Origin of the sequence: Pantoea sp. JK, assembly GCF_026130245.1 — a bacterium.
Classification (GTDB): Bacteria; Pseudomonadota; Gammaproteobacteria; order Enterobacterales; family Enterobacteriaceae; genus Pantoea; species Pantoea trifolii.
Window position 1 is genome coordinate 211,625 of the sequence record NZ_JAINFN010000010.1, and the last position, 19,330, is coordinate 230,954.

Consider the following 19,330-nt stretch of genomic DNA (forward strand, 5'->3'; position numbering starts at 1 on the left):
CGAGATAGCACATTTACCTTAAAGCGTGTTATATCTTCGGGAGGTTAAACCTAATCGGTTGGCAATGAGGGGTGCTATGAACGGCTTAATGAAACTCGACCGCATCGACATCAATATTCTGGTGCAACTCCAGAAAGATGGCCGTATCAGCAACGTCAATCTCGCCGATGCCGTTGGACTTTCGCCCAGTCCGTGCCTGCAACGCGTCAAGCGTCTGGAGCAAGCCGGATTTATCAACGGTTATGAAGCCCACATCAATCTGACCAAAATCACCGATTCCGTGACGGTATTTACCGAAGTCACGCTCTCTGGCCATCGCCGTGAAGATTTTATGAAATTTGAAAACGCGGTGCGTGAGGTGGATGAATTAATGGAATGCCATTTAATCACCGGCGGCTACGACTATTTGCTGCGCTTTATTACCCGCAGCATTGAACATTACCAGGAAGTGATTGAAAAGATGCTGGATGCGCAGATTGGCATCGATAAATATTTCAGCTATATCGTGATTAAATCACCGATTATGAAAAGCAGCGTGCCGTTGCGATCGTTAATTTCAAAACAGAACTCGGTGGAGTTCGGTTGAGTTAATTATGTGTCTGTAATGAAGGTCGCCATAAATGGCGACCCTACGAATGCGAGGTTTTGTAGGGTCGCCATTTATGGCGACCTGGACTAAAGCAGCACATTAGCGTAACGAACCGCACCTTCCGTAGCAGCACAATAATTGTGCGATGCCACGTTATAAATAAGTCACCATCCATTCCACGCGAATAATCGTGCCGTGACAAAACTCTTTTTTGCATTAAAAAGCCATCGCGCTATCAGCGATGGCTTTTATTTAATCGTCTTTATCGATTAACTCATGCCCGTTAAACCAGTTCTGTTTTCACCCCTTGCTGCACCAGCAATTCCGCATCGTCGTGATGATAAACCTGATATTCCACGCCCGCCACGGTCACCGTACCTTCCTGATGCTGCCATTCGCTTAAATCGCTGCCTGCAGGCAGAATATCTTTCAGCTGCACCACGTCACCTTCGTTACCTTTCACCATCAGCTGCGTTTTACCGTCTTCAATAAACAGCTCTTTTTCGCCGTGCTGGAGCAGGGCGTTGAGATCCAGCTTCAGGATGTTGTTGCCGGCTCCGGTGATATCGAAGATCTCAATGGAGTCGATTTTGCTGCGTAATGCGTTGAGATCCAACAGCTGATCTTTACCGGTAATTTCTAATGTGTCGATTCTGGCTTCGCTTCCAAATGCTTCAGATTGCGCAAATTCCTCAATGCCAGAGAAAGAATGCAGGTCGTTCTCTTCAGCAGCTAATGTAAAATTACCGATGCTGCTGGCTCTTGATTCCCAGCTAAAGTTATCGATTATGATGGGAGAGTTATAAGAATTGTTTAAGTCCGTGTTAGCTATGCCTATATTGTAAATCATTGAAGGGGCAACATTTGATGAATTAACAAGATCTCCGAGGCTAATATTATTAACTCCTGGTTTCAACTCATATTCATATGTCACTTGAGGGTCCTGGTAATTAGGGGATGATAGGGCTATAATTATCTTGAAATTTTTTATGTCGGTGTTATAAATATCAAGGCTAAAGTTCGTCGCGAGATGCGCATAAGCATCTTGCTTGCTAAAATAAACATAAATCTGTTGTTTTTGAGAAATTTCAACTGATTGCGAACCAAATGAAGGTTCTCCAATTAGTTTTGTAGAAACAAACTTGGGATTACCATAACCACTTGCTGCACCGTTATTCGAAACCAAGGAAACACCATTTCCAAAGTCATAAAACTTTCCATCCTCAAAAGTTGTTGGGACTCCGGCTGGTGGATTATCAAAATCAATAATATAAGAAAACGCGCCCGAGTTCTTAATATTCAAATCAAAGGCATCACCGAACCCGGAATCCTTCGATTTACTGACCTTGAACGACCAGTTGCCCAATGCAAGCTCAGTGGAGGGCGTCCACTCCCAGTTGCCGCTCGAATCCGCTTTCAGGCTGAAAATCTGTGTATCCGTCCCCTTTTTCGCCTGCAGATAAACCAGGCTGTTGGCGGCGGCGGTACCGTGCAGGGTCGGGGTGGTGTCATCGGTGGTATCACCACTGTGCAGATCATCCTGCTTGCTACCCACATTATCTCCGGCATAGGCAATTTCCGGGCTGCGGTCGGAGGTGGTATCGATGTTTAAAACCATGTTGTTCCAGCCGCTCTGGCCGGCTTTCTGAACCTCAAAAGTCCACTGGCCATTCGCCAGCGCCGATGGCGTCCAGCTCCAGTCCCCCTTGCTGTCGGCGGTCAGCTTGATGGTGGTCCAGCTTTGATTGCCCAGACGATAGCGCAGGCTGAACTCACTGTTGGCGGCGGCAGTACCGTGCAGGGTCGGGGTGGCGTCATCGGTGGTGTCGCCGCTGTGCAGATCAAATTGCTGGCTGCCAACGTTATCCTCAGCGTAGGCAATTTGCGGGCTGCGGCCGGAGGTGGTATCGATGTGCAAAACCATGTTGTTCCAGCCGCTCTGACCGGCTTTCTGAACCCCGAAGGTCCACTGGCCGTTCTCCAGCGCCGATGGCGTCCAGCTCCAATTCCCCTTGTTGTCGGCGGTCAGCTTAATGGTGGTCCAGCTTCCTTTGCCCAGACGATAGCGCAGGCTGAACTCACTGTTGGCCGCAGCGGTGCCGTGCAGGGTTGGCGTGGTGTCGTCGGTGGTGTCGCCACTGAAGAGATCGTCGCGCAGGCTGCCGACGTTATCGCTGGCATATTCTATAAGCGGAGTGCGGTCAGAAGTGGTATCGATGATGAGTGATAACGCATTCCAGCCGCTCTGACCGGCTTTCTGCACTTCAAAGTTCCAGCTGCCGTTGGCCAGCGCGGGTGGTGTCCAGCTCCAGTTGCCTGCGCTGTCGGCATCAACCTGGACAGAAGCGTAACTGCCGGTTCCGCTGCGGTAGCGCAGGGTTAAGGTGCTGTTGGCTTCCGCGCGGCCATGCAGGGTTGGCGTGGTGTCATCGGTGGTGTCGCCGTTAGCCAGGTTAACCGGCGTGCCGACGTTATCGTAAGCGTGGGTGATAATCGGGTCAAAGCCGCCGCTACCGGTAATGCTCAGCGAGAAGGTGTCTGACCAGTTCGCGCTGCCCTGCGGCTGCACCTCAAAGTTCCAGCTGCCGGTCGGCAAACCGGAAGCCGGCGTCCACGTCCAGTGGCCGCTGCTGTCGACATCGACAACCACGGAGCTGCTTGACTGGCCCGGCTGGCCGTATCGAATCACCACTTTGCCGTTGGCTTCGCCGCGACCGCTGAAGGTTGGCGTGGCGTCATCGGTGATGGCGCGATGACTGAGCGGGCCCTGCCAGCTACCCACATTATCCTCTACCAATTCAATGCGGGTTTTCCTCTGGATGTCAGTGGCATTGGCGATGTCGAGGGTGAACAGCGCGCTGGCGGTGTTGCCGATGCTGGCCTGGAACTCGTACTGACCAGTGGCCAGTGCGCTGTCTGGCGTCCAGCTCCAGCTTTCGCCGTTCAGACTGGCGGTGGCGCTGCCCAGCCAGGTGTTGCTGCCAACAAGGCGATAGTAGACGATAACGCTGCTACCCGCCGATGCGGTACCGCGCAGTTCCGGAACGGTGTCATCGGTTAGCGCGCCGTTATTCAGGGGGCCGGTGGCGCTACCGACGTCATCGATAGCATGGGTAATGGTGATGGTATCCGGCGGCAGGGGGCTGTCATTGTGCACAATAATGCTGAAAGGCGCAGAAGGGGAACCTTCGCGGGTCACGCCGCCAAAGACTTCCTGGGCGACAAGGCGCAGCTCATTGCTGCCTTCGTCAAGATCCTGAGAGGGTTCCATCTTCCATACGCCGGTGGTTTTATCCGCGATTGCGCTGCCGATTTTTTTACCCTGGTCATTGATCAGGAAAACCGTGGTGCCTTTCTGCGCTACGCCGGTCAGCTCCGGGCGCTTGTCGTCGGTGGTTTCGCCGGGCTCAAAGCCGCGCTTGTCTGCACCGAAGTCATCGTACAGTTTGATTAAAATTGGGGCTTCCGGCGGAAGGGTATCGACAATGATCACGCCCTGCGTCGGGTGCGAGAGGTTGCCAGCCTCATCAAACTGGCGTATGGAAAAGCTGTAATTGCCGTCTTCATACGTTGTGTCACTTTTCCAGCGCCAGAAGCCATTCTCATCAACCGGGATGAAAAAGCGTTCTTCACCAATAACCAGTTCGATGGTACCGAATTCTTGCAGAGGTTTAGTGTTGCCCATGACCAGGTCGCCGCTGGCTCGTTGGTAATAATGAGTTTCATCATGTTTGAATAAATCGATCATAAGAATTTTCCATCAAGTTTTTAAAAGTGTTGTAAGCCGACGGACTTATGCGATCGCGTGGCGGCGAGCAGGTTAGTGCAGTGCTCAACAGGCCGAATTAAGACCCGTCTGCAATGGATTTAAACTCCGGCTTTTATAGGCACCTTAAATTGGTGATGCGTCGATGACCGACCGCCACAGCATAAAATTTCTTCTCATCGTTAAATTCACCGTATCTTGCGGATAAACACCCGCGCTTCAGCCGGTAAACTCAGCGCGTCGCTTTTACACTGTTTTCAACCGTTACAAGGAGTTGTTATGAGCACACTCACCATTCCCGAGCACATCTGGCAGCGCGATGCCTTCACGCTCTCCACCGAGCGCGCACGGCTGGATTTTGATTACATCCACCAACAGCTGACGGAAAAATCGTACTGGGCGAAAGACCAGCCGCGTGCCAAAACCGAGCGCGCCTTTGCTGGTTCATTGCCGTTCGGGCTGTATCACCAGGATCAGCAGATTGGCTTTGCAAGATTGGTAACCGATTACACCCGTTTCGGCTGGCTGTGTGACGTGATGATTGATGAAAACTGGCGCGGTCACGGATTAGGCAGCTGGCTGGCAACGTGCGTGCGGGCGCATCCGGAGCTGGCCACAGTGCACCGCTGGATGCTCTCGACCAATGATGCGCATCCGTTGTATCAGCGCCTTGGCTGGCGCGTGGTGCAGGATCCGCAAAAACTGATGGAATTTCCTCCCTCCTGACACTGGAGTTTTCACATGGGTTACCGCGTTGGCGTCGATATTGGCGGGTCGTTTACCGATTTCGCCGTGCTGGATGAACACACCAATCAAATTCACACGCTAAAAGTGCTGTCGCGACCGGATCAGCCCGGCAGCGAAATTCTCACCGGGTTAACCCAGCTGCAGCAGCGCGATGGCCTTGATCCAAAACAGATTGAGTACTTCACGCACGGCACCACCGTTGGCATTAATGCGGTGATCCAGCGGCGCGGCGTAAAGCTGGCGTTGTTCGCCACCGACGGTTTTTGCGATGTGCTGGAGCTGGCGCGCCTGAAGATCCCGCACATTCATGACTTGTTTTCGCGCCGCCCGGCACCGCTGATTTCGCGCGATCGGGTGTTTGCCATTAAAGAGCGCACCGATCGCCACGGCAACGTATTGACCGAGGTCGATCGGCAAAGCGTGCTGGAGGCGATCAACGCCGCGCGCGCCGCCGGTTGTCAGGGGATTGTGGTATCGCTGCTGCACAGCTATCGCAACCGCCACAACGAAGCGGTGGTGAAAGCCATCATTAATCAACACGCGCCCGACTTGCTCACTTCCTGTTCCGCCGATATCTGGCCGATCATTCGTGAATACGAACGCACCATTACTGCCACCATCAACGCCTACGTGCAGCCGATGGTGATCAACTACCTCGAATCGTTTGAGCGCGCGCTAAAAACCATGGGCGTTAAACCGCCACCACGCATCACCAAATCCAACGGCGGCGTGATGGGCGTCGAGCAGGCGAAAAGTGAATGCGTGCAGATGGTGCTGTCCGGCACCGCATCGGGCGTGATCGGTGCCAGCTTCCTCGCCAGCGCCTGCGGCTTCGACAAAATCCTTAGCCTTGATATTGGCGGCACCAGCGCCGACGTGGCGGTGATCGTTGAAGGCCAGGTCGCGCAGGGTAACGGCGAAATCATCGGTGATTTCCCGATCTACATTCCGTCGGTGGCGGTGACGTCCGTTGGGCAGGGCGGCGGTTCGCTGGCGTGGATCGATAATCAAGGCGTGCTGCAAATGGGGCCGGACAGCGCCGGATCGCTGCCAGGTCCGGTGTGCTTCCAGCGCGGCGGCACGCAGCCGACCGCCACCGATGCTTTTGCCGCCTGCGGCATGATTGGTCACGGCGACCTTGGCTACAACGCGGTGCAGGTGGATGTCGCCGCCGCGCGCGCTGCGTGGCAGCCGCTGGCGGATAAGCTCGGCATCAGCATTGAAGAGACCGCCGAAACCGCCATCGAGCTGGCGATCTCCAGCATGTATGGCGACACCAGCGGTTTGCTGTCGCGCTTCGGCCTCGATCCGCGTGAATTCTGGTTCCTCGCCTTTGGCGGCGCAGGTCCGATGATGGGCTGCTTCCTCGCGCGCGAGCTGAACATGAAAGGGGTAATTGTGCCGCCGACGCCAGGCGTGTTATCGGCGCTCGGCGGTTTGGTGGCAGATATCCGTAACGACTTTATCCGCACGCTGTATAGCGATCTCGATGCTTCATTGGCGGATCGTCTGGCGACCGAAGCCGAGGCGCTGAGCCTGCGCGCGCGTGACTGGCTCAGCAGCCAGCATGGCGCAAATATGCCGTTCACGCTGCACTACAGCGCTGACATGCGCTATCGCGGCCAGTCATTTGAAATTGAAGTGGCGCTGGAGCCGCACTGGCTGGCGCAGGCCGATGTCGCGGCGTTGCATGACGCGTTTGATCGCCAGCATCAGCAGCTGTTTGGTCACTTTGATGCCGACGCGCCGGTGCAAATCATCAACCTGCGCTTAGTGATCGCCTCGCCCACGCCGAAACCGACGCTCAATCAGCTGGCCGCCGCCGACGCACCGGTTGAGGTGGCGCAGCAGGTTAGCGCGTGGATCGATGGCGCGGCGCATCAGGTGGATGTGGTGTTGCGCGCCACGTTGCGCGCCGGACATAACCTGATCGGCCCGGTGATTGTGGCGCAGGACGACTGCACCACCTGCGTGCCGCCCAACATGAAAGTGGATGTGGATAGCTTTGGCAACCTGCTGATCACGCCAGTGGAGGCGAACTAACATGGCGATTGACGGACGTAACCTGCAAATTCTGGCCAACTACTGCGCGGCCGCCGCCGATGCGATGGCCTTCACCTTGATGCGCACCGCGCACTCCACTTTCGTCAAAGAGACGGAAGATTTTTCCTGCCAGATTGTCAGCCGCGACGGCCTGGCGTTTGCTTCACCGCGCAGCTTCGGCGCACCCTGGTACAGCGGAATTGATTACGGCCCGGTTTTGGCATTGATCGACAGCTACGAAGAAGGCGATATCTGCATCACCAATGATTCCTACGCCGGTAACGTCGCCACGCACTCGCCGGATATCCATATCTGGAAGCCGGTGTTTCATGGTGGCGAGATTGTCTGCTTTGTAGTGGGACACATCCACAACACTGACGTCGGCGGCGCGGTACCTGCATCGTTATCGCGCTCGCTCACCGATATCGTGCAGGAAGGGATTCGCATTCCGCCGCTGAAAATCGTGCGCAATGGCGAGCTGAATGAGGAAGTGGCGCGCATCATGCGCCTCAACGTGCGCGCGCCGGAGCAGAACTGGGGCGACTTCAAAGCTCAGATCGCCTCGGTTAACGTCGGTGAACGTAAGATCCACGACATCATTGCGCGCTTTGGCGTCACCGATTTTCTGCAAGGCATTGAAGGCATTCTCGATTACGCCGAGGCGCAGGCGCGTAGCATCATCAACACCATTCCGGATGGTGAATACTTCTACGCCGATTTTGCCGACGAAGATGGTGATGGCGGCTTCCCGTGTCGCGTGGCGATCACCTTGCGCGTCAGCGGCGACACGCTGGAGCTGGATTACACCGGCAGCGATCCGCAGCTGGCTTCGTCGCTGAACATGCCAACCGGCGGACGCGAGCGTCATCCGCTGGCGCTGGTTGGCGTGACGTATGTGCTGTCGACGCTGGATCGTAACCTGCTGCTCAACGCCGGCACTTTGCGGCCAACGCGCGCCATTCTGCCGCCGGGCACGGTGATGAACTGCGAAGCCCCGGCGGCGGTCGGCATGCGTTCGCTGACCTGCGCGCTGTCGCAAATCGTTACGCTCGGCGTATTTTCACAGGCAATCCCCGATCGCTTACCGGCCAATTCGCCGGGCGGCAACTCGATCATGAACATCCGCACCACCAACAGCGCCAACCGCAGCGTGGTGGCCTCGCTGGGTCCAGTCGGCGGCGGGGCAGGTGGCACGCCCCGCCACGATGGCCCGGACGGATCGGGCGGGTTATCGGCGTTCCTGAAAAACACGCCGATTGAAATTAATGAAGCGGAAGTGCCAATCCATTTTCATCGCTACGGCTTAGCCGCCGACAGCGCCGGAGCCGGGCGTTTTCGCGGTGGTTTAGCCACCGAGATGGCGTTTGAAGTTTTTGCACCAAATACCACAGTGACGGCGCGCAACCGCAACCGTTCGGTGTTCGCCTCGGCGGGCGTGCTGGGCGGCGAATGTGGCGGCCTTTCGCACTTCCGCACGCTGCGTAACGGCACCACAATAGAGCACGGCAACACCGATGTCATTCACTGCCAGCCGGGCGATATCGTCGAAGTGCGCGGACCTGGCGCGGGTGGTTACGGTTTGCCGGTGGAGCGCGATGTGCAGCACGTGTTGGAGGATGTGCGCTGCGGGTTTGTCTCTGAGCAGGTGGCGCGTGACAGCTACGGCGTGGCGCTGCGCGATGGTGAGATTGATGAGGGCGAAACCGCGCGGCTGCGGGCTGCGATGCTATCTTCGGCGGCGCAGCATTTCGATCATGGAGCGGCGCGTACTGCGTTTGAAGCGGTTTGGACGCCGGAGCGCTATCGCGTGCTGACGGCATTTTTGGCCGCCGCGCCGGTGAGCTGGCGTCACTTCCTTAAGCAGCAGGTGTTTACGGCGGTAGCCGCAGACAGTGATGTGCCGATGGATGTCGTTTTCGCGGATCTCAGAGCGCGTTATTCGGTGTGAAGGTTTAACCAGGTCGCCATAAATGGCGACCCTACAAAAGCTCTGCGAACCGTCATTAATGCCGGCGTCACAACACCTCCGTAGGGTCGCCATTTATGGCGACCTTGCCGATAACCGCACTACCTCAACGATCAACATACAACCGATCCCATTGCCACTGCTGTGGGTTGTCTGCAATATATTGGCGCAACGCCAATAACTCCCTCTCATCCCGAATCACACGATCATAAAAACTGCGTTGCCACACCTTCACACCTGTTTCACGCGTAATCTCGGCTTTAAACCAATTAACAATATTTAGCAGGGTTCTCTGCGCGCTTTCATTCAGCCAAATAATGCCGTGCAGGTGATTCGGCATCAGGACAAAGGCATCGAGGGTGATAGAGGAATCGCGTTGAGGCAAAGCCCGCCAGGTTTTGATGACGTAATCACCAATCGAAGTCAGACAGAATTCCGCTGCGATAAATTGACCAAATAAAGGTGCACGGCGATAGCAAACCAGCGTGATGAAATACGCGCCATTGGCGCGGTAATCATGATGTTTTAATCGTGGATATTTGCGGTTTTTCATAATGGCCTCCTTGCCGGAATGATTTTGCAAAATGTCTGGCGAGAGGGCGATGATGGGATGCAGAACCTGAGGGGCGTATTCAGAATAATTTATACGGCGCGGCGGGATTATTGGCCAGGTCGCCATAAATGGCGACCCTACGGAGATGTCACTCACATCATCTTCTCAATCTCACTAAACGGCACCGCGTGGCTAAACAAATACCCTTGCAGCTGATTGCAGCCTGCATCGGCCAGCGCGTTTTTCTGGCCTTCGGTTTCCACCCCTTCGGCGGTCACCGTCAATCCCATCGCGTGGCCCAGCCGCACCACCGATTCAACAATCGCGGTCGAGTTTTGCGCCACGCCCAGCGACTGGGTAAAGGATCGGTCGATTTTGATCTTGTCCACCGGGAAGGTGCTGAGGTAATTAAGGCTCGAATAGCCGGTACCAAAATCATCCAATGCAATGCGTAAACCGGCTTCGCGCAGCGCGATGATACTATTGCGCGCCTCGTGTTCATCCTCAATCAGCACGCCTTCGGTGATCTCCAGCTCCATACGTTTCGGATCGGCGCCTTCTTCCTGCACGATATGGATGATGCGCTCGACAAAATTCACCGCGCGGAACTGCACCGGCGAGACGTTCACCGCCACCACAATATCCGGCAGCTTCAGCGCGGTTTTGCAGGCTTCGCGCAGCACCCATTCGCCGAGCGGAATGATCATGCCGGTCTCTTCGGCGATGGCGATGAAATCACCGGGCGAAACGTCGCCGCGCATGGCGTGATGCCAGCGCAACAGCGCTTCCAGGCCCACCACATGCTGGCCGCTGATATCCATCAACGGCTGATACCACACCGCTAATCCTTCAAATTTCACCAGCGCCTGACGCAAATCCGCCGCCATCTGCTGGCGGGTGCGCAGCGATTCATCCATCACTTTCTCGAACTGGCGATACTGACCGCGCCCGTGATTCTTGGCGTCATACAGCGCGATGTCCGCTTTACGCATCAGCTCCATTCGATCAATGCCATCCTTCGGTGCCAGCGCCAGACCGACGCTCACGCCAATCCACAGCTCGCTACCGACCAGCTGATACGGTTCGCTCAGGCGGCTGATAATGCGTTTCGCCAGCGATTGCACCTGACCAATATTCTCCACATCCGGCATCACAATAATGAACTCGTCGCCGCCGATGCGCCCCACGGTATCGCTGGCGCGCACAATCTCGTTGAGTCGACGCGCCACCTCAATAATCAGTTCATCGCCAGCGTGATGGCCGTAGGTATCATTGATATTTTTGAAGCGATCGAGATCCAGCAGCAGCAGCGCCAAGCGCTGATCGTGGCGTCCGCCTACCGCCAGTGCCTGGGTTAAGCGATCTTCCACCAGTGAACGATTCGGCAAACCGGTTAACACATCATGAAAGGCCAGATGCTGCGCCTGCGCTTCACTGGCACCGAGTTTCAGCAGCGACTGCGAAAGCTTAAGTGACGAGGTCCAGATGCGCCGCACCATCACCAAACACAGCAGAGTAATCAGCAGCACCGACAACAAAGTAGAAGGGCCAATAGTGCGCATCATCTGCGCGCCCGGTTTATCCGGATTCCAGCTGAGATAGCCGACCGGATCGCCCTGTTGTGAATTCAGCAGAAAGCGCGCTTTGGTTTCTCCGGCCGGTTCGCTGTCGCTGAAGTGCAGCTGGCGCAGTTGGCTGCGATCGGAAAGGTTGCGCAGATAGCCAGCATCGAGAAACTTAATGCTCACCAGACGATAGCGACCGGCCTGTTTGGTGCTGCTGATATCGCCCACCGCCAGCGCGGCAGCGCGTTGGCCGATGCGCACGAAATCGGCGTGATCGGTTGGGCCCGCCACCACATCGCTGTTTTGCACCAGCGGGCTGTTCAGCATGTCCTGCAAATAAGGACCGATGCGTTTGTCCGGCACCGGCTGGCCGTTGCGCCACACGTTGATCAGCTGGTTATCACGATCCAGCAGCACCACCAGCTGGTGATCAAACATGTCATACAGCCAGCCGCCAACATTTTGTGTCAGCCAGCTTTGGTCGGGATGCGGCGACGCCAGCTGATCGGCCAGCGGTGACCAGCGCGTCAGGCTGCGCAATTGGCGCAGATGTTCCGTTAGGCTCTGGGTGAACGAAGCCTCGATCATGCGCTGTTGCTGATCGCGCGCTTCGATATTGGTTAATGATGTTCCCCAGAACAGACCCACGCCCGCGCCGACAAAGGTCAGTAGCAAAATCGCCATCAGCGGCAAAATTACTTCACGAACAAAGTTGCGGCGAAAACCATCCGATAGTTTTATTGCGTTAATCATTTCAAGGTAGGCCTGACAAGAAGGGTTCATCTTTTAACTTAGCAGAACATCCACAGGCTGTATTCTGTGAGGCTGTTGAAATCGTGATGTAAATAAGCGGTAAATTTTTGAACACTGTCACAAACAGAACAGTTAAAAATAATTTATTAAAACCGCTGCCGTTTCGCTGCGATTCTGCTGCCCTAAAACAAATTCATCCGCCCGTCATTGAGCCGTCACGGCGCTGTCATCTGACATGCGCAATGTAATCGCCATCCCGCAGCAAGCCCGCTGCGTTCCTCAACCAATGCGAATGAGGTATTGAGCGTGATGGAGATATCCAGACATCCGACCACTGTGTATCAGGCCGTTGCCGCCCAACTGGAGCAGGCGCTGCAGGAGCGCTATCGCTGCGGCGACTATCTGCCTTCCGAACAGCAGCTGGCCGATCACTACGAAGTGAATCGCCACACTTTGCGCCGTGCGGTTGACGAGCTGGTCAACAAAGGTCTGCTGCAACGGCGTCACGGCGTCGGCATTTTGGTGCTGATGCGTCCTTACGATTATCCGCTGCATGCGCAAGCCCGCTTCAGCCAGAACCTGATGGAGCAGGGCAGCCATCCCACCAGCGAACGTCTGCTGGCGGTGCTGCGTCCGGCGAGCAGCGATGTGGCCAGCGCGCTGGGCGTAAATGAAGGCGACAACGTCATTCACTTGCGCACGCTGCGCCGCGTCAATGGCGTGGCGGTGTGCGTCATCAACCACTTCCTGGCGGAACTCAGCTGGTGGCCGGCGTTGCAGCAGTTCCACAGCGGTTCGCTGCACGATTTTATGCAGCAGCAGCTCGGCCTGAGCCTGACGCGTAGCCAAACCCGCATCAGCACCCGTCGCGCGCAGGCCAAAGAGTGCAAGCAGCTGGAGATTGCGCTGCAGTCGCCGCTGCTGTGCGTACGCACCCTGAATAAACACCGCGACGGTCAGGTAGCGGAATACTCCGTCAGCCTGACGCGTGGCGACATGATTGAACTGACTCTGGAGCACGAATGACACAGCAAACAGCCCGCCAGCATTGGCTCTCGGTGCTGGCGCACAGCGATGCCAACCAGCTCGAGGCGCACTGGCAGCCGTTACGCCTCAACGCGGATTTTGAACGTATCCGTCCGGCAGAAACCGGCTTAACCCGTTTGCAGGCGTGTATGGGCGGCAGCGGCAAGCGCTTCGTGATGGGCGATGCCACGGTAACGCGCGCGGTAGTGAAACTGCACGACGGCACGCTCGGCTTTAGCTACGTGCTGGGGCGCGACAAAGCGCACGCTGAACGCTGCGCGCTGATTGATGCGCTGCTGCAACAGCCGGAAACCCAGGCGCTGTTGCAGGAAAAATTGATTGCCCCGCTGGCGGCACTGCGTGAAGAGCAGCGTCAGCTGCGCGCGCGTGAAATCGCCAGCTCCAAAGTGGATTTCTTTACGCTGGTTCGCGGAGATAACTGATGACTTTACTGGCAAGTTTTAACCATCCGGTGGCTGATGCCCAACGTGCCTTTCGCCGCATTCTCAAAGCGATGAGCGAGCCGGGCGTGGTGGTGTCGCTGCCGCTGCAACAGGGCTGGGGCGATCTCTCGCCAGCGGCCACGGCGGTGCTGCTGACGCTGGTCGATCAGGAGAGCGCATTGTGGCTGGATAATCGCATTGATAATGACGTGGTGCGCAGCAACCTGCGTTTCCATACCGGCGTGCCGATTGTCGATGAGCGCGATGCCCCCTTTGCGCTGACGCACGCCGCAGCCAATCCCGATCCGGCGCTGTTCGCCTCTGGCGACAACCAGTCCCCGGAAAAAAGCACCACGCTGATTGTGGAAGTGCCGTCACTGAGCGGCGGTTTAACGCTGCGCCTTTCCGGTCCCGGCTTACGTGAATCGCGCGCCATTGCGCCGCAGCTGCCGGAAGCGATTCTGCATTATCTGCGCGAGCGTCCGCATCCGTTCCCACAGGGCGTGGATCTGATTTTCACCTGCGGTGAAGCGATGATGGCGCTGCCACGCACCACCGACGTGGAGGTGTGCTGATGTACGTTGCGGTGAAAGGGGGCGAAAAGGCGATTGCCAGCGCCCATGAGCTGCAGGCCGATCTGCGCCGTGGCGATCGCGACGTCGCCGAACTGGGCTGCGATCAGGTCGCGCAACAGCTGGGTTTAGCGGTCGATCGCGTGATGACCGAAGGCGGCATCTACGATCCGCAGCTGGCGGCCTTAGCGATTAAACAGGCGAGTGGCGATCTGGTCGAAGCGATCTTCCTGCTGCGCGCCTATCGCACCACGCTGCCGCGCCTCGCCGACAGCCTGGCGCTAAAAACAGAGGAGATGCGCCTCGAACGCCGTATCTCCGCCGTCTACAAAGATCTGCCGGGCGGCCAGGTTCTCGGTCCAACCTACGATTACAGCCATCGTCTGCTTGATTTCACGCTGTTAGCAAACGGCGAAACGGCCGCCGCACCGCGTGACCATCAGGCGCTGCCCGAGCGCTGTCCGCACGTGTTCAGCATGATGACTGCAGAAGGATTAGCAGCACGCGAAGAGGATGACGGCAGCGAGCCGTGCGACATCACCCGCGAACCGCCGGGTTATCCGGCCACGCGTGCCGCACGCCTGCAACAGCTGGTGCGCGGCGACGAAGGTTTCTTGCTGGCGCTGGGCTACTCGACGCAGCGCGGCTACGGTCGCAACCATCCGTTCGCGGGCGAAATTCGTACCGGCTATCTCAGCGTCGCCATCTGCCCGGAAGAGCTGGGCTTTGAAATTGAGATTGGCGAAATCCTGCTGACCGAATGCGAGATGGTCAACGGCTTCACCACCGAAACTGACAGCGCACCGCACTTTACGCGCGGTTACGGCCTGGTGTTTGGTCGCTCCGAACGCAAAGCGATGGCGATGGCGCTGGTGGATCGCGCGTTGCAGGCGTCTGAGTACAACGAACGCATTGCCGGTCCGGCGCAGGACGAAGAGTTTGTGCTGTCGCATGCCGACAACGTGGAAGCGGCGGGCTTTGTCTCGCATCTGAAACTGCCGCACTACGTCGATTTCCAGGCGGAGCTTGAGCTGCTGAAACGGCTGCGCCAACAGCATCAGGAGCAGAACCATGAGTGAGTTAACCGGCTACAACAACGGTTATCTGGATGAGCAGACCAAACGCACCATCCGCCGCGCCATATTGAAAGCGGTGGCGATTCCCGGTTATCAGGTGCCGTTTGCCGGACGCGAAATGCCGATGCCGTACGGCTGGGGCACCGGCGGCATTCAGATCACCGCCAGCATCATTGGCGATGCCGATGTGCTCAAGGTGATCGATCAGGGCGCGGATGACACCACCAATGCGGTATCGATTCGCCGCTTCTTCCAGCGCGTCAGCGGCGCGGGCACCACCGAAGCGACCCGTGACGCCACGCTGATCCAGACGCGTCACCGCATTCCGGAAACGCCGCTCGAGGAAGACCAGATCCTGATTTTCCAGGTGCCAATCCCCGAGCCGCTGCGCTTTATCGAGCCGCGCGAGACCGAAACCCGCACCATGCACGCGCTGGAGGAGTACGGCATCATGCAGGTAAAACTGTATGAAGATATCGCCCGCTACGGCCACATCGCCACCACTTACGCTTATCCGGTGAAGGTCAACGATCGCTACGTGATGGATCCGTCGCCAATCCCCAAATTCGACAACCCGAAGATGCACATGATGCCGGCGCTGCAGCTGTTTGGTGCCGGGCGGGAAAAACGCATTTATGCGCTGCCGCCCTACACCAAAGTGGAAAGCCTCGACTTCGACGATCACCCGTTCAGCGTGCAGCAGTGGGAAGAACCCTGTGCGCTGTGCGGTTCGCGCCACAGCTACCTCGACGAGGTGGTGATGGATGACGCCGGTACGCGCATGTTTGTCTGCTCCGATACCGATTTTTGCCACCAGCAGCAGGAACAACAGCATGCACAGTGAACAACCGCTGCTTGCGGTCAACAATCTCACCCACCTTTATGCGCCCGGTAAAGGCTTTGAAGAGGTGAGTTTTGAGCTCTATCCCGGCGAAGTGCTAGGCATCGTGGGGGAATCCGGATCCGGTAAAACCACCTTGCTGCGCAGCCTGTCGGCACGCCTGGCGCCGCAGCACGGCAACATTCTCTATCGCGCCCAGGATCTCTATCAGCTGAGCGAGAGCGATCGCCGCCGCTTGCTGCGTACCGAATGGGGCGTGGTGCATCAGCATCCGCTCGACGGTTTGCGTCCGCAGGTGACAGCGGGCGGCAATATCGGCGAGCGCCTGATGGCGGTAGGTCAGCGTCATTACGGCGATATCCGCAAAGAGGCGATGCGCTGGCTGCAGGATGTGGAGATCCCTGCTAATCGCATCGACGATCTGCCCACCACGTTTTCCGGCGGCATGCAGCAGCGTTTACAGATTGCGCGCAACCTGGTGACGCAGCCAACGCTGGTGTTTATGGATGAACCGACCGGCGGGCTGGATGTATCAGTGCAGGCGCGCCTGCTGGATCTGCTGCGCACGCTGGTGCGCGAGCTGAACCTGGCGGTGGTGATTGTGACGCACGATCTCGGCGTGGCGCGGTTGCTGGCACATCGCCTGCTGGTGATGAAGCAGGGCCGCGTGGTGGAGAGCGGGTTGACCGATCGGGTGCTGGACGATCCGCATCATCCCTATACCCAGCTGCTGGTTTCATCGGTGCTGAGTTGAGATGAACAAGGTCGCCATAAATGGCGACCCTACATATGGCACGTCGTAGGGGCGCCATTTATGGCGACCTTCTCCAAAACCATCAGGACATCACTATGCAACCTTTACTGCGCGTCGAGCATCTGAGCAAAACCTTTGTGCTGCACAACCAAAGCAGCGCTGCGCTGCCGGTATTGCAGGACGCCAATCTTGAAGTCAGCGGCGGCGAATGCGTGGTGCTGCATGGCCGCTCCGGCAGCGGAAAATCCACGCTGCTGCGTGCGCTGTACGGCAACTATCAGGCCAACAGCGGCCACATCTGGCTGCAACATCAGGGCGAATGGATCGACATGGCCAACGCCCCCGCGCGGCAGATTCTGGCGATTCGCTGTCACACCGTCGGCTGGGTCAGCCAGTTTTTGCGCGTCATTCCTCGCGTGCCGACGCTGGAGATCGTCATGCAGCCGCTGCTGGAGCGTGGCACCGAGCGCGCCTTCTGCGAGAAGCGCGCCAAAGAGCTGCTGACGCGCCTTAACGTGCCGGAGCGTTTGTGGTCGCTGGCGCCGTCCACCTTCTCGGGCGGCGAGCAGCAGCGCGTCAACATCGCGCGCGGTTTTATCGCCGACTATCCGGTGCTGCTGCTGGATGAGCCAACCGCCTCGCTCGACAGCGCCAACAGCGCCGCCGTAGTGGAACTGATTGAACAGGCGCGCGCCCGCGGTGCCGCCATTGTCGGTATTTTCCATGACGAAGCGGTGCGCGAACGCGTAGCCGATCGCCTGCACGTCATGCAGCCAATGAAAGCAGGAGCAGAAGCATGATCATTAATAACGTCCGGCTGGTGCTGGAGCAGGCCGTAGTGGCGGGTTCACTGGAGATTCGCGACGGGCGCATCGCCAGCTTTAGCGACAGTGTCAGCCAGTTGCCGGGCGCGCTGGATGGCGAAAACGCCTTCCTGCTGCCGGGTTTGGTGGAGCTGCACACCGATAATCTCGACAAGTTCTTCACGCCACGCCCCAAAGTGGATTGGCCAGCGCACTCGGCGATGAGCAGCCACGATGCGCTGATGGTCGCCAGCGGCATCACCACGGTGCTGGATGCGATTGGCGTCGGCGACGTGCGCGATGGTGGGCATCGCATTGAAAACCTCAACAAGATGATTGAGGCGATTCAGGACAGCAATCGCAAAGGTATTAATCGCGCCGATCACCATTTGCATCTGCGCTGTGAGCTGCCGCATCACACCACGCTGCCACTGTTTGAAAAGCTGATGAACACGCCAGAACTGTCGCTGGTGTCACTGATGGATCACTCGCCGGGTCAGCGTCAGTACGCCTCGCTGGAGATGTATCGCACCTATTATCAAGGCAAATATCAGCTCAACGACGAGCAGATGGATCAGTTTGAGCGTGAGCAGCTGGCGCTGGCCGCCGAGTTCTCCACGCCGAATCGCAACGCCATCTCCAGTTTGTGCCGTTCGCGCGGTATTCCGCTCGCCAGCCACGACGACGCTACGGCGGCGCACGTGGCGGAATCTCATGACGTCGGCAGCGCCATCGCCGAATTCCCCACCACGCTGGAGGCGGCACGCGCCTCACGTGAATGCGGCATGCAGGTGCTGATGGGCGCGCCCAACATCGTGCGCGGCGGTTCGCACTCCGGCAACGTGGCGGCGGCGGACCTCGCCAGCCACGGCCTGCTGGATATTCTCTCCTCCGACTACTATCCCGCCAGCTTGCTGGATGCGGTGTTCCGCCTGGTGGCCGATGAGCGCAACACGCTGACGCTGCCGCAGGCGGCTGCGCTGGTGACCAGTAATCCGGCGCGGGCGATTGGCCTGCACGATCGCGGCCGCATCGCCGAAGGGCTGCGTGCCGATCTGGTGCTGGCGCATACCGAACATGGTCATTCGCACATTCGTCACGTCTGGTCGCAAGGCAAGCTGGTGTTCTGATGGCGCGCCTGATCTGGCTTACCGGGCCTTCGGGCTCGGGAAAAGACAGCCTGCTGAACGCGCTGCGGGAAGCGCCGCCGGAGAATCTGCTGATCGCCCATCGCTACATCACGCGCGCCGCCGATGCGGGCGGCGAGAACCATGTGGCGCTGAGCGAGGCGGAATTCCGACGGCGCGAGGCGCTGGGGTTGTTCGCCGTGAGCTGGCAGGCGCACGGCATGCATTACGGGCTGGGCGAGGAGATCGATCTGTGGCTGGCGCGCGGGCTGAACGTGCTGGTTAACGGTTCACGCCTGCATCTGCCGATTGTGCAGCAGCATTACGGCACGCAGCTGCTGCCGCTGGTGTTGCAGGTTTCGCCAGCGGTGCTGGAGACGCGATTGCGACAGCGTGGGCGCGAGTCGGAAGCGGAGATCGAAAGACGGCTGGCGCGCGCCGCCGAACCGCTGCCCGCGCATTGTCATGCGCTGAATAACGATGGTGCGTTAAGCGACACGCTCGAGCATCTACGCCAGCTCATTGCCCCGTAGGGTCGCCATTCATGGCGACCTGGTGCATCGGTGTAATGAGGTCACCATAAATGGCGTAATGCCGATCAGTTAAGCCCGAAATGATCGGTTGAACGATCCTCCAGTTCTGCAAAAATCCGTAATCTCACAGGGATTACGGATTTTTTTATGTTACTCAGTCAGGCTCTCGATGC

16 protein-coding genes are annotated in these 19,330 nt (G+C 57.8%); 13 read left to right on the forward strand and 3 right to left on the reverse strand.

The features are described from left to right. Window positions 1-76 precede the first annotated feature (76 nt). Window positions 77-586, forward strand: coding sequence for an Lrp/AsnC family transcriptional regulator (locus PanJK_RS20330; RefSeq protein ID WP_008109584.1), 510 nt, complete (start codon window positions 77-79; stop codon window positions 584-586). A 286-nt stretch (window positions 587-872) separates the two neighbouring features. Here the strand turns inward: PanJK_RS20330 and PanJK_RS20335 are convergent, their stop codons facing one another. Continuing rightward, window positions 873-4,337 carry an Ig-like domain-containing protein gene (locus PanJK_RS20335; RefSeq protein ID WP_265302468.1) on the reverse strand — a complete coding sequence of 1,155 codons (3,465 nt, stop codon included), beginning with the start codon at window positions 4,335-4,337 and terminating at the stop codon, window positions 873-875. A gap of 297 nt (window positions 4,338-4,634) precedes the next feature. On the opposite strand from PanJK_RS20335, the gene PanJK_RS20340 reads away from it, so the two are divergent. The 3 genes from PanJK_RS20340 to PanJK_RS20350 are packed head-to-tail and all read left to right on the forward strand — an operon-like array spanning window position 4,635 to window position 9,093. Further along, window positions 4,635-5,081, forward strand: coding sequence for a GNAT family N-acetyltransferase (locus PanJK_RS20340; protein WP_265302469.1), 447 nt, complete (start codon window positions 4,635-4,637; stop codon window positions 5,079-5,081). 15 nt (window positions 5,082-5,096) lie between these two features. Then, window positions 5,097-7,145: a hydantoinase/oxoprolinase family protein gene (locus PanJK_RS20345; protein WP_265302471.1), complete on the forward strand. Its 2,049-nt coding sequence runs from the start codon at window positions 5,097-5,099 to the stop codon at window positions 7,143-7,145. A 1-nt stretch (window position 7,146) separates the two neighbouring features. Then, complete coding sequence (locus PanJK_RS20350) at window positions 7,147-9,093, forward strand: hydantoinase B/oxoprolinase family protein (protein WP_265302473.1); 1,947 nt, start codon at window positions 7,147-7,149, stop codon at window positions 9,091-9,093. A 124-nt stretch (window positions 9,094-9,217) separates the two neighbouring features. Here the strand turns inward: PanJK_RS20350 and PanJK_RS20355 are convergent, their stop codons facing one another. Further along, entirely contained in the window at window positions 9,218-9,820 is a 603-nt protein-coding gene (locus PanJK_RS20355) for a transposase (protein ID WP_265302475.1), read from the reverse strand. Then, the gene (locus tag PanJK_RS20360) at window positions 9,817-11,982 is read right to left on the reverse strand and encodes an EAL domain-containing protein (RefSeq protein WP_265302477.1); all 2,166 of its coding nucleotides are present in this window, start codon (window positions 11,980-11,982) and stop codon (window positions 9,817-9,819) included. Before PanJK_RS20360 ends, PanJK_RS20355 begins: the two co-directional genes overlap by 4 nt. Window positions 11,983-12,291: 309 nt before the next feature. Here PanJK_RS20360 and phnF point away from each other — a divergent pair, with 309 nt between their 5' ends. The 9 genes from phnF to phnN all read left to right on the forward strand — a co-directional run bounded on the left by phnF (window position 12,292) and on the right by phnN (window position 19,157). Beyond that, window positions 12,292-13,008, forward strand: coding sequence for a phosphonate metabolism transcriptional regulator PhnF (phnF, locus tag PanJK_RS20365; protein WP_256696784.1), 717 nt, complete (start codon window positions 12,292-12,294; stop codon window positions 13,006-13,008). Further along, on the forward strand, window positions 13,005-13,451 hold the full coding sequence (phnG, locus tag PanJK_RS20370; protein ID WP_265302481.1) for a phosphonate C-P lyase system protein PhnG: 447 nt from the start codon (window positions 13,005-13,007) through the stop codon (window positions 13,449-13,451). The genes phnF and phnG overlap by 4 nt, the downstream gene beginning before the upstream one ends. Further along, window positions 13,451-14,026, forward strand: coding sequence for a phosphonate C-P lyase system protein PhnH (gene phnH / locus PanJK_RS20375; protein ID WP_265302483.1), 576 nt, complete (start codon window positions 13,451-13,453; stop codon window positions 14,024-14,026). The genes phnG and phnH overlap by 1 nt, the downstream gene beginning before the upstream one ends. Then, the gene (locus PanJK_RS20380; protein WP_265302485.1) at window positions 14,026-15,102 is read left to right on the forward strand and encodes a carbon-phosphorus lyase complex subunit PhnI; all 1,077 of its coding nucleotides are present in this window, start codon (window positions 14,026-14,028) and stop codon (window positions 15,100-15,102) included. Before phnH ends, PanJK_RS20380 begins: the two co-directional genes overlap by 1 nt. Further along, window positions 15,095-15,943, forward strand: coding sequence for an alpha-D-ribose 1-methylphosphonate 5-phosphate C-P-lyase PhnJ (locus PanJK_RS20385; protein ID WP_256696780.1), 849 nt, complete (start codon window positions 15,095-15,097; stop codon window positions 15,941-15,943). Before PanJK_RS20380 ends, PanJK_RS20385 begins: the two co-directional genes overlap by 8 nt. Further along, window positions 15,933-16,694: a phosphonate C-P lyase system protein PhnK gene (gene phnK, locus PanJK_RS20390; protein WP_265302488.1), complete on the forward strand. Its 762-nt coding sequence runs from the start codon at window positions 15,933-15,935 to the stop codon at window positions 16,692-16,694. Before PanJK_RS20385 ends, phnK begins: the two co-directional genes overlap by 11 nt. Window positions 16,695-16,789: 95 nt before the next feature. Beyond that, window positions 16,790-17,494 carry a phosphonate C-P lyase system protein PhnL gene (gene phnL / locus PanJK_RS20395; RefSeq protein WP_008105503.1) on the forward strand — a complete coding sequence of 235 codons (705 nt, stop codon included), beginning with the start codon at window positions 16,790-16,792 and terminating at the stop codon, window positions 17,492-17,494. Further along, a complete protein-coding gene (gene phnM, locus PanJK_RS20400) occupies window positions 17,491-18,627 on the forward strand; it encodes an alpha-D-ribose 1-methylphosphonate 5-triphosphate diphosphatase (protein WP_265302492.1) in 1,137 nt (378 codons plus the stop codon). Before phnL ends, phnM begins: the two co-directional genes overlap by 4 nt. Beyond that, the gene (phnN, locus tag PanJK_RS20405) at window positions 18,627-19,157 is read left to right on the forward strand and encodes a ribose 1,5-bisphosphokinase (protein WP_256696777.1); all 531 of its coding nucleotides are present in this window, start codon (window positions 18,627-18,629) and stop codon (window positions 19,155-19,157) included. Before phnM ends, phnN begins: the two co-directional genes overlap by 1 nt. Window positions 19,158-19,330: the final 173 nt, after the last annotated feature.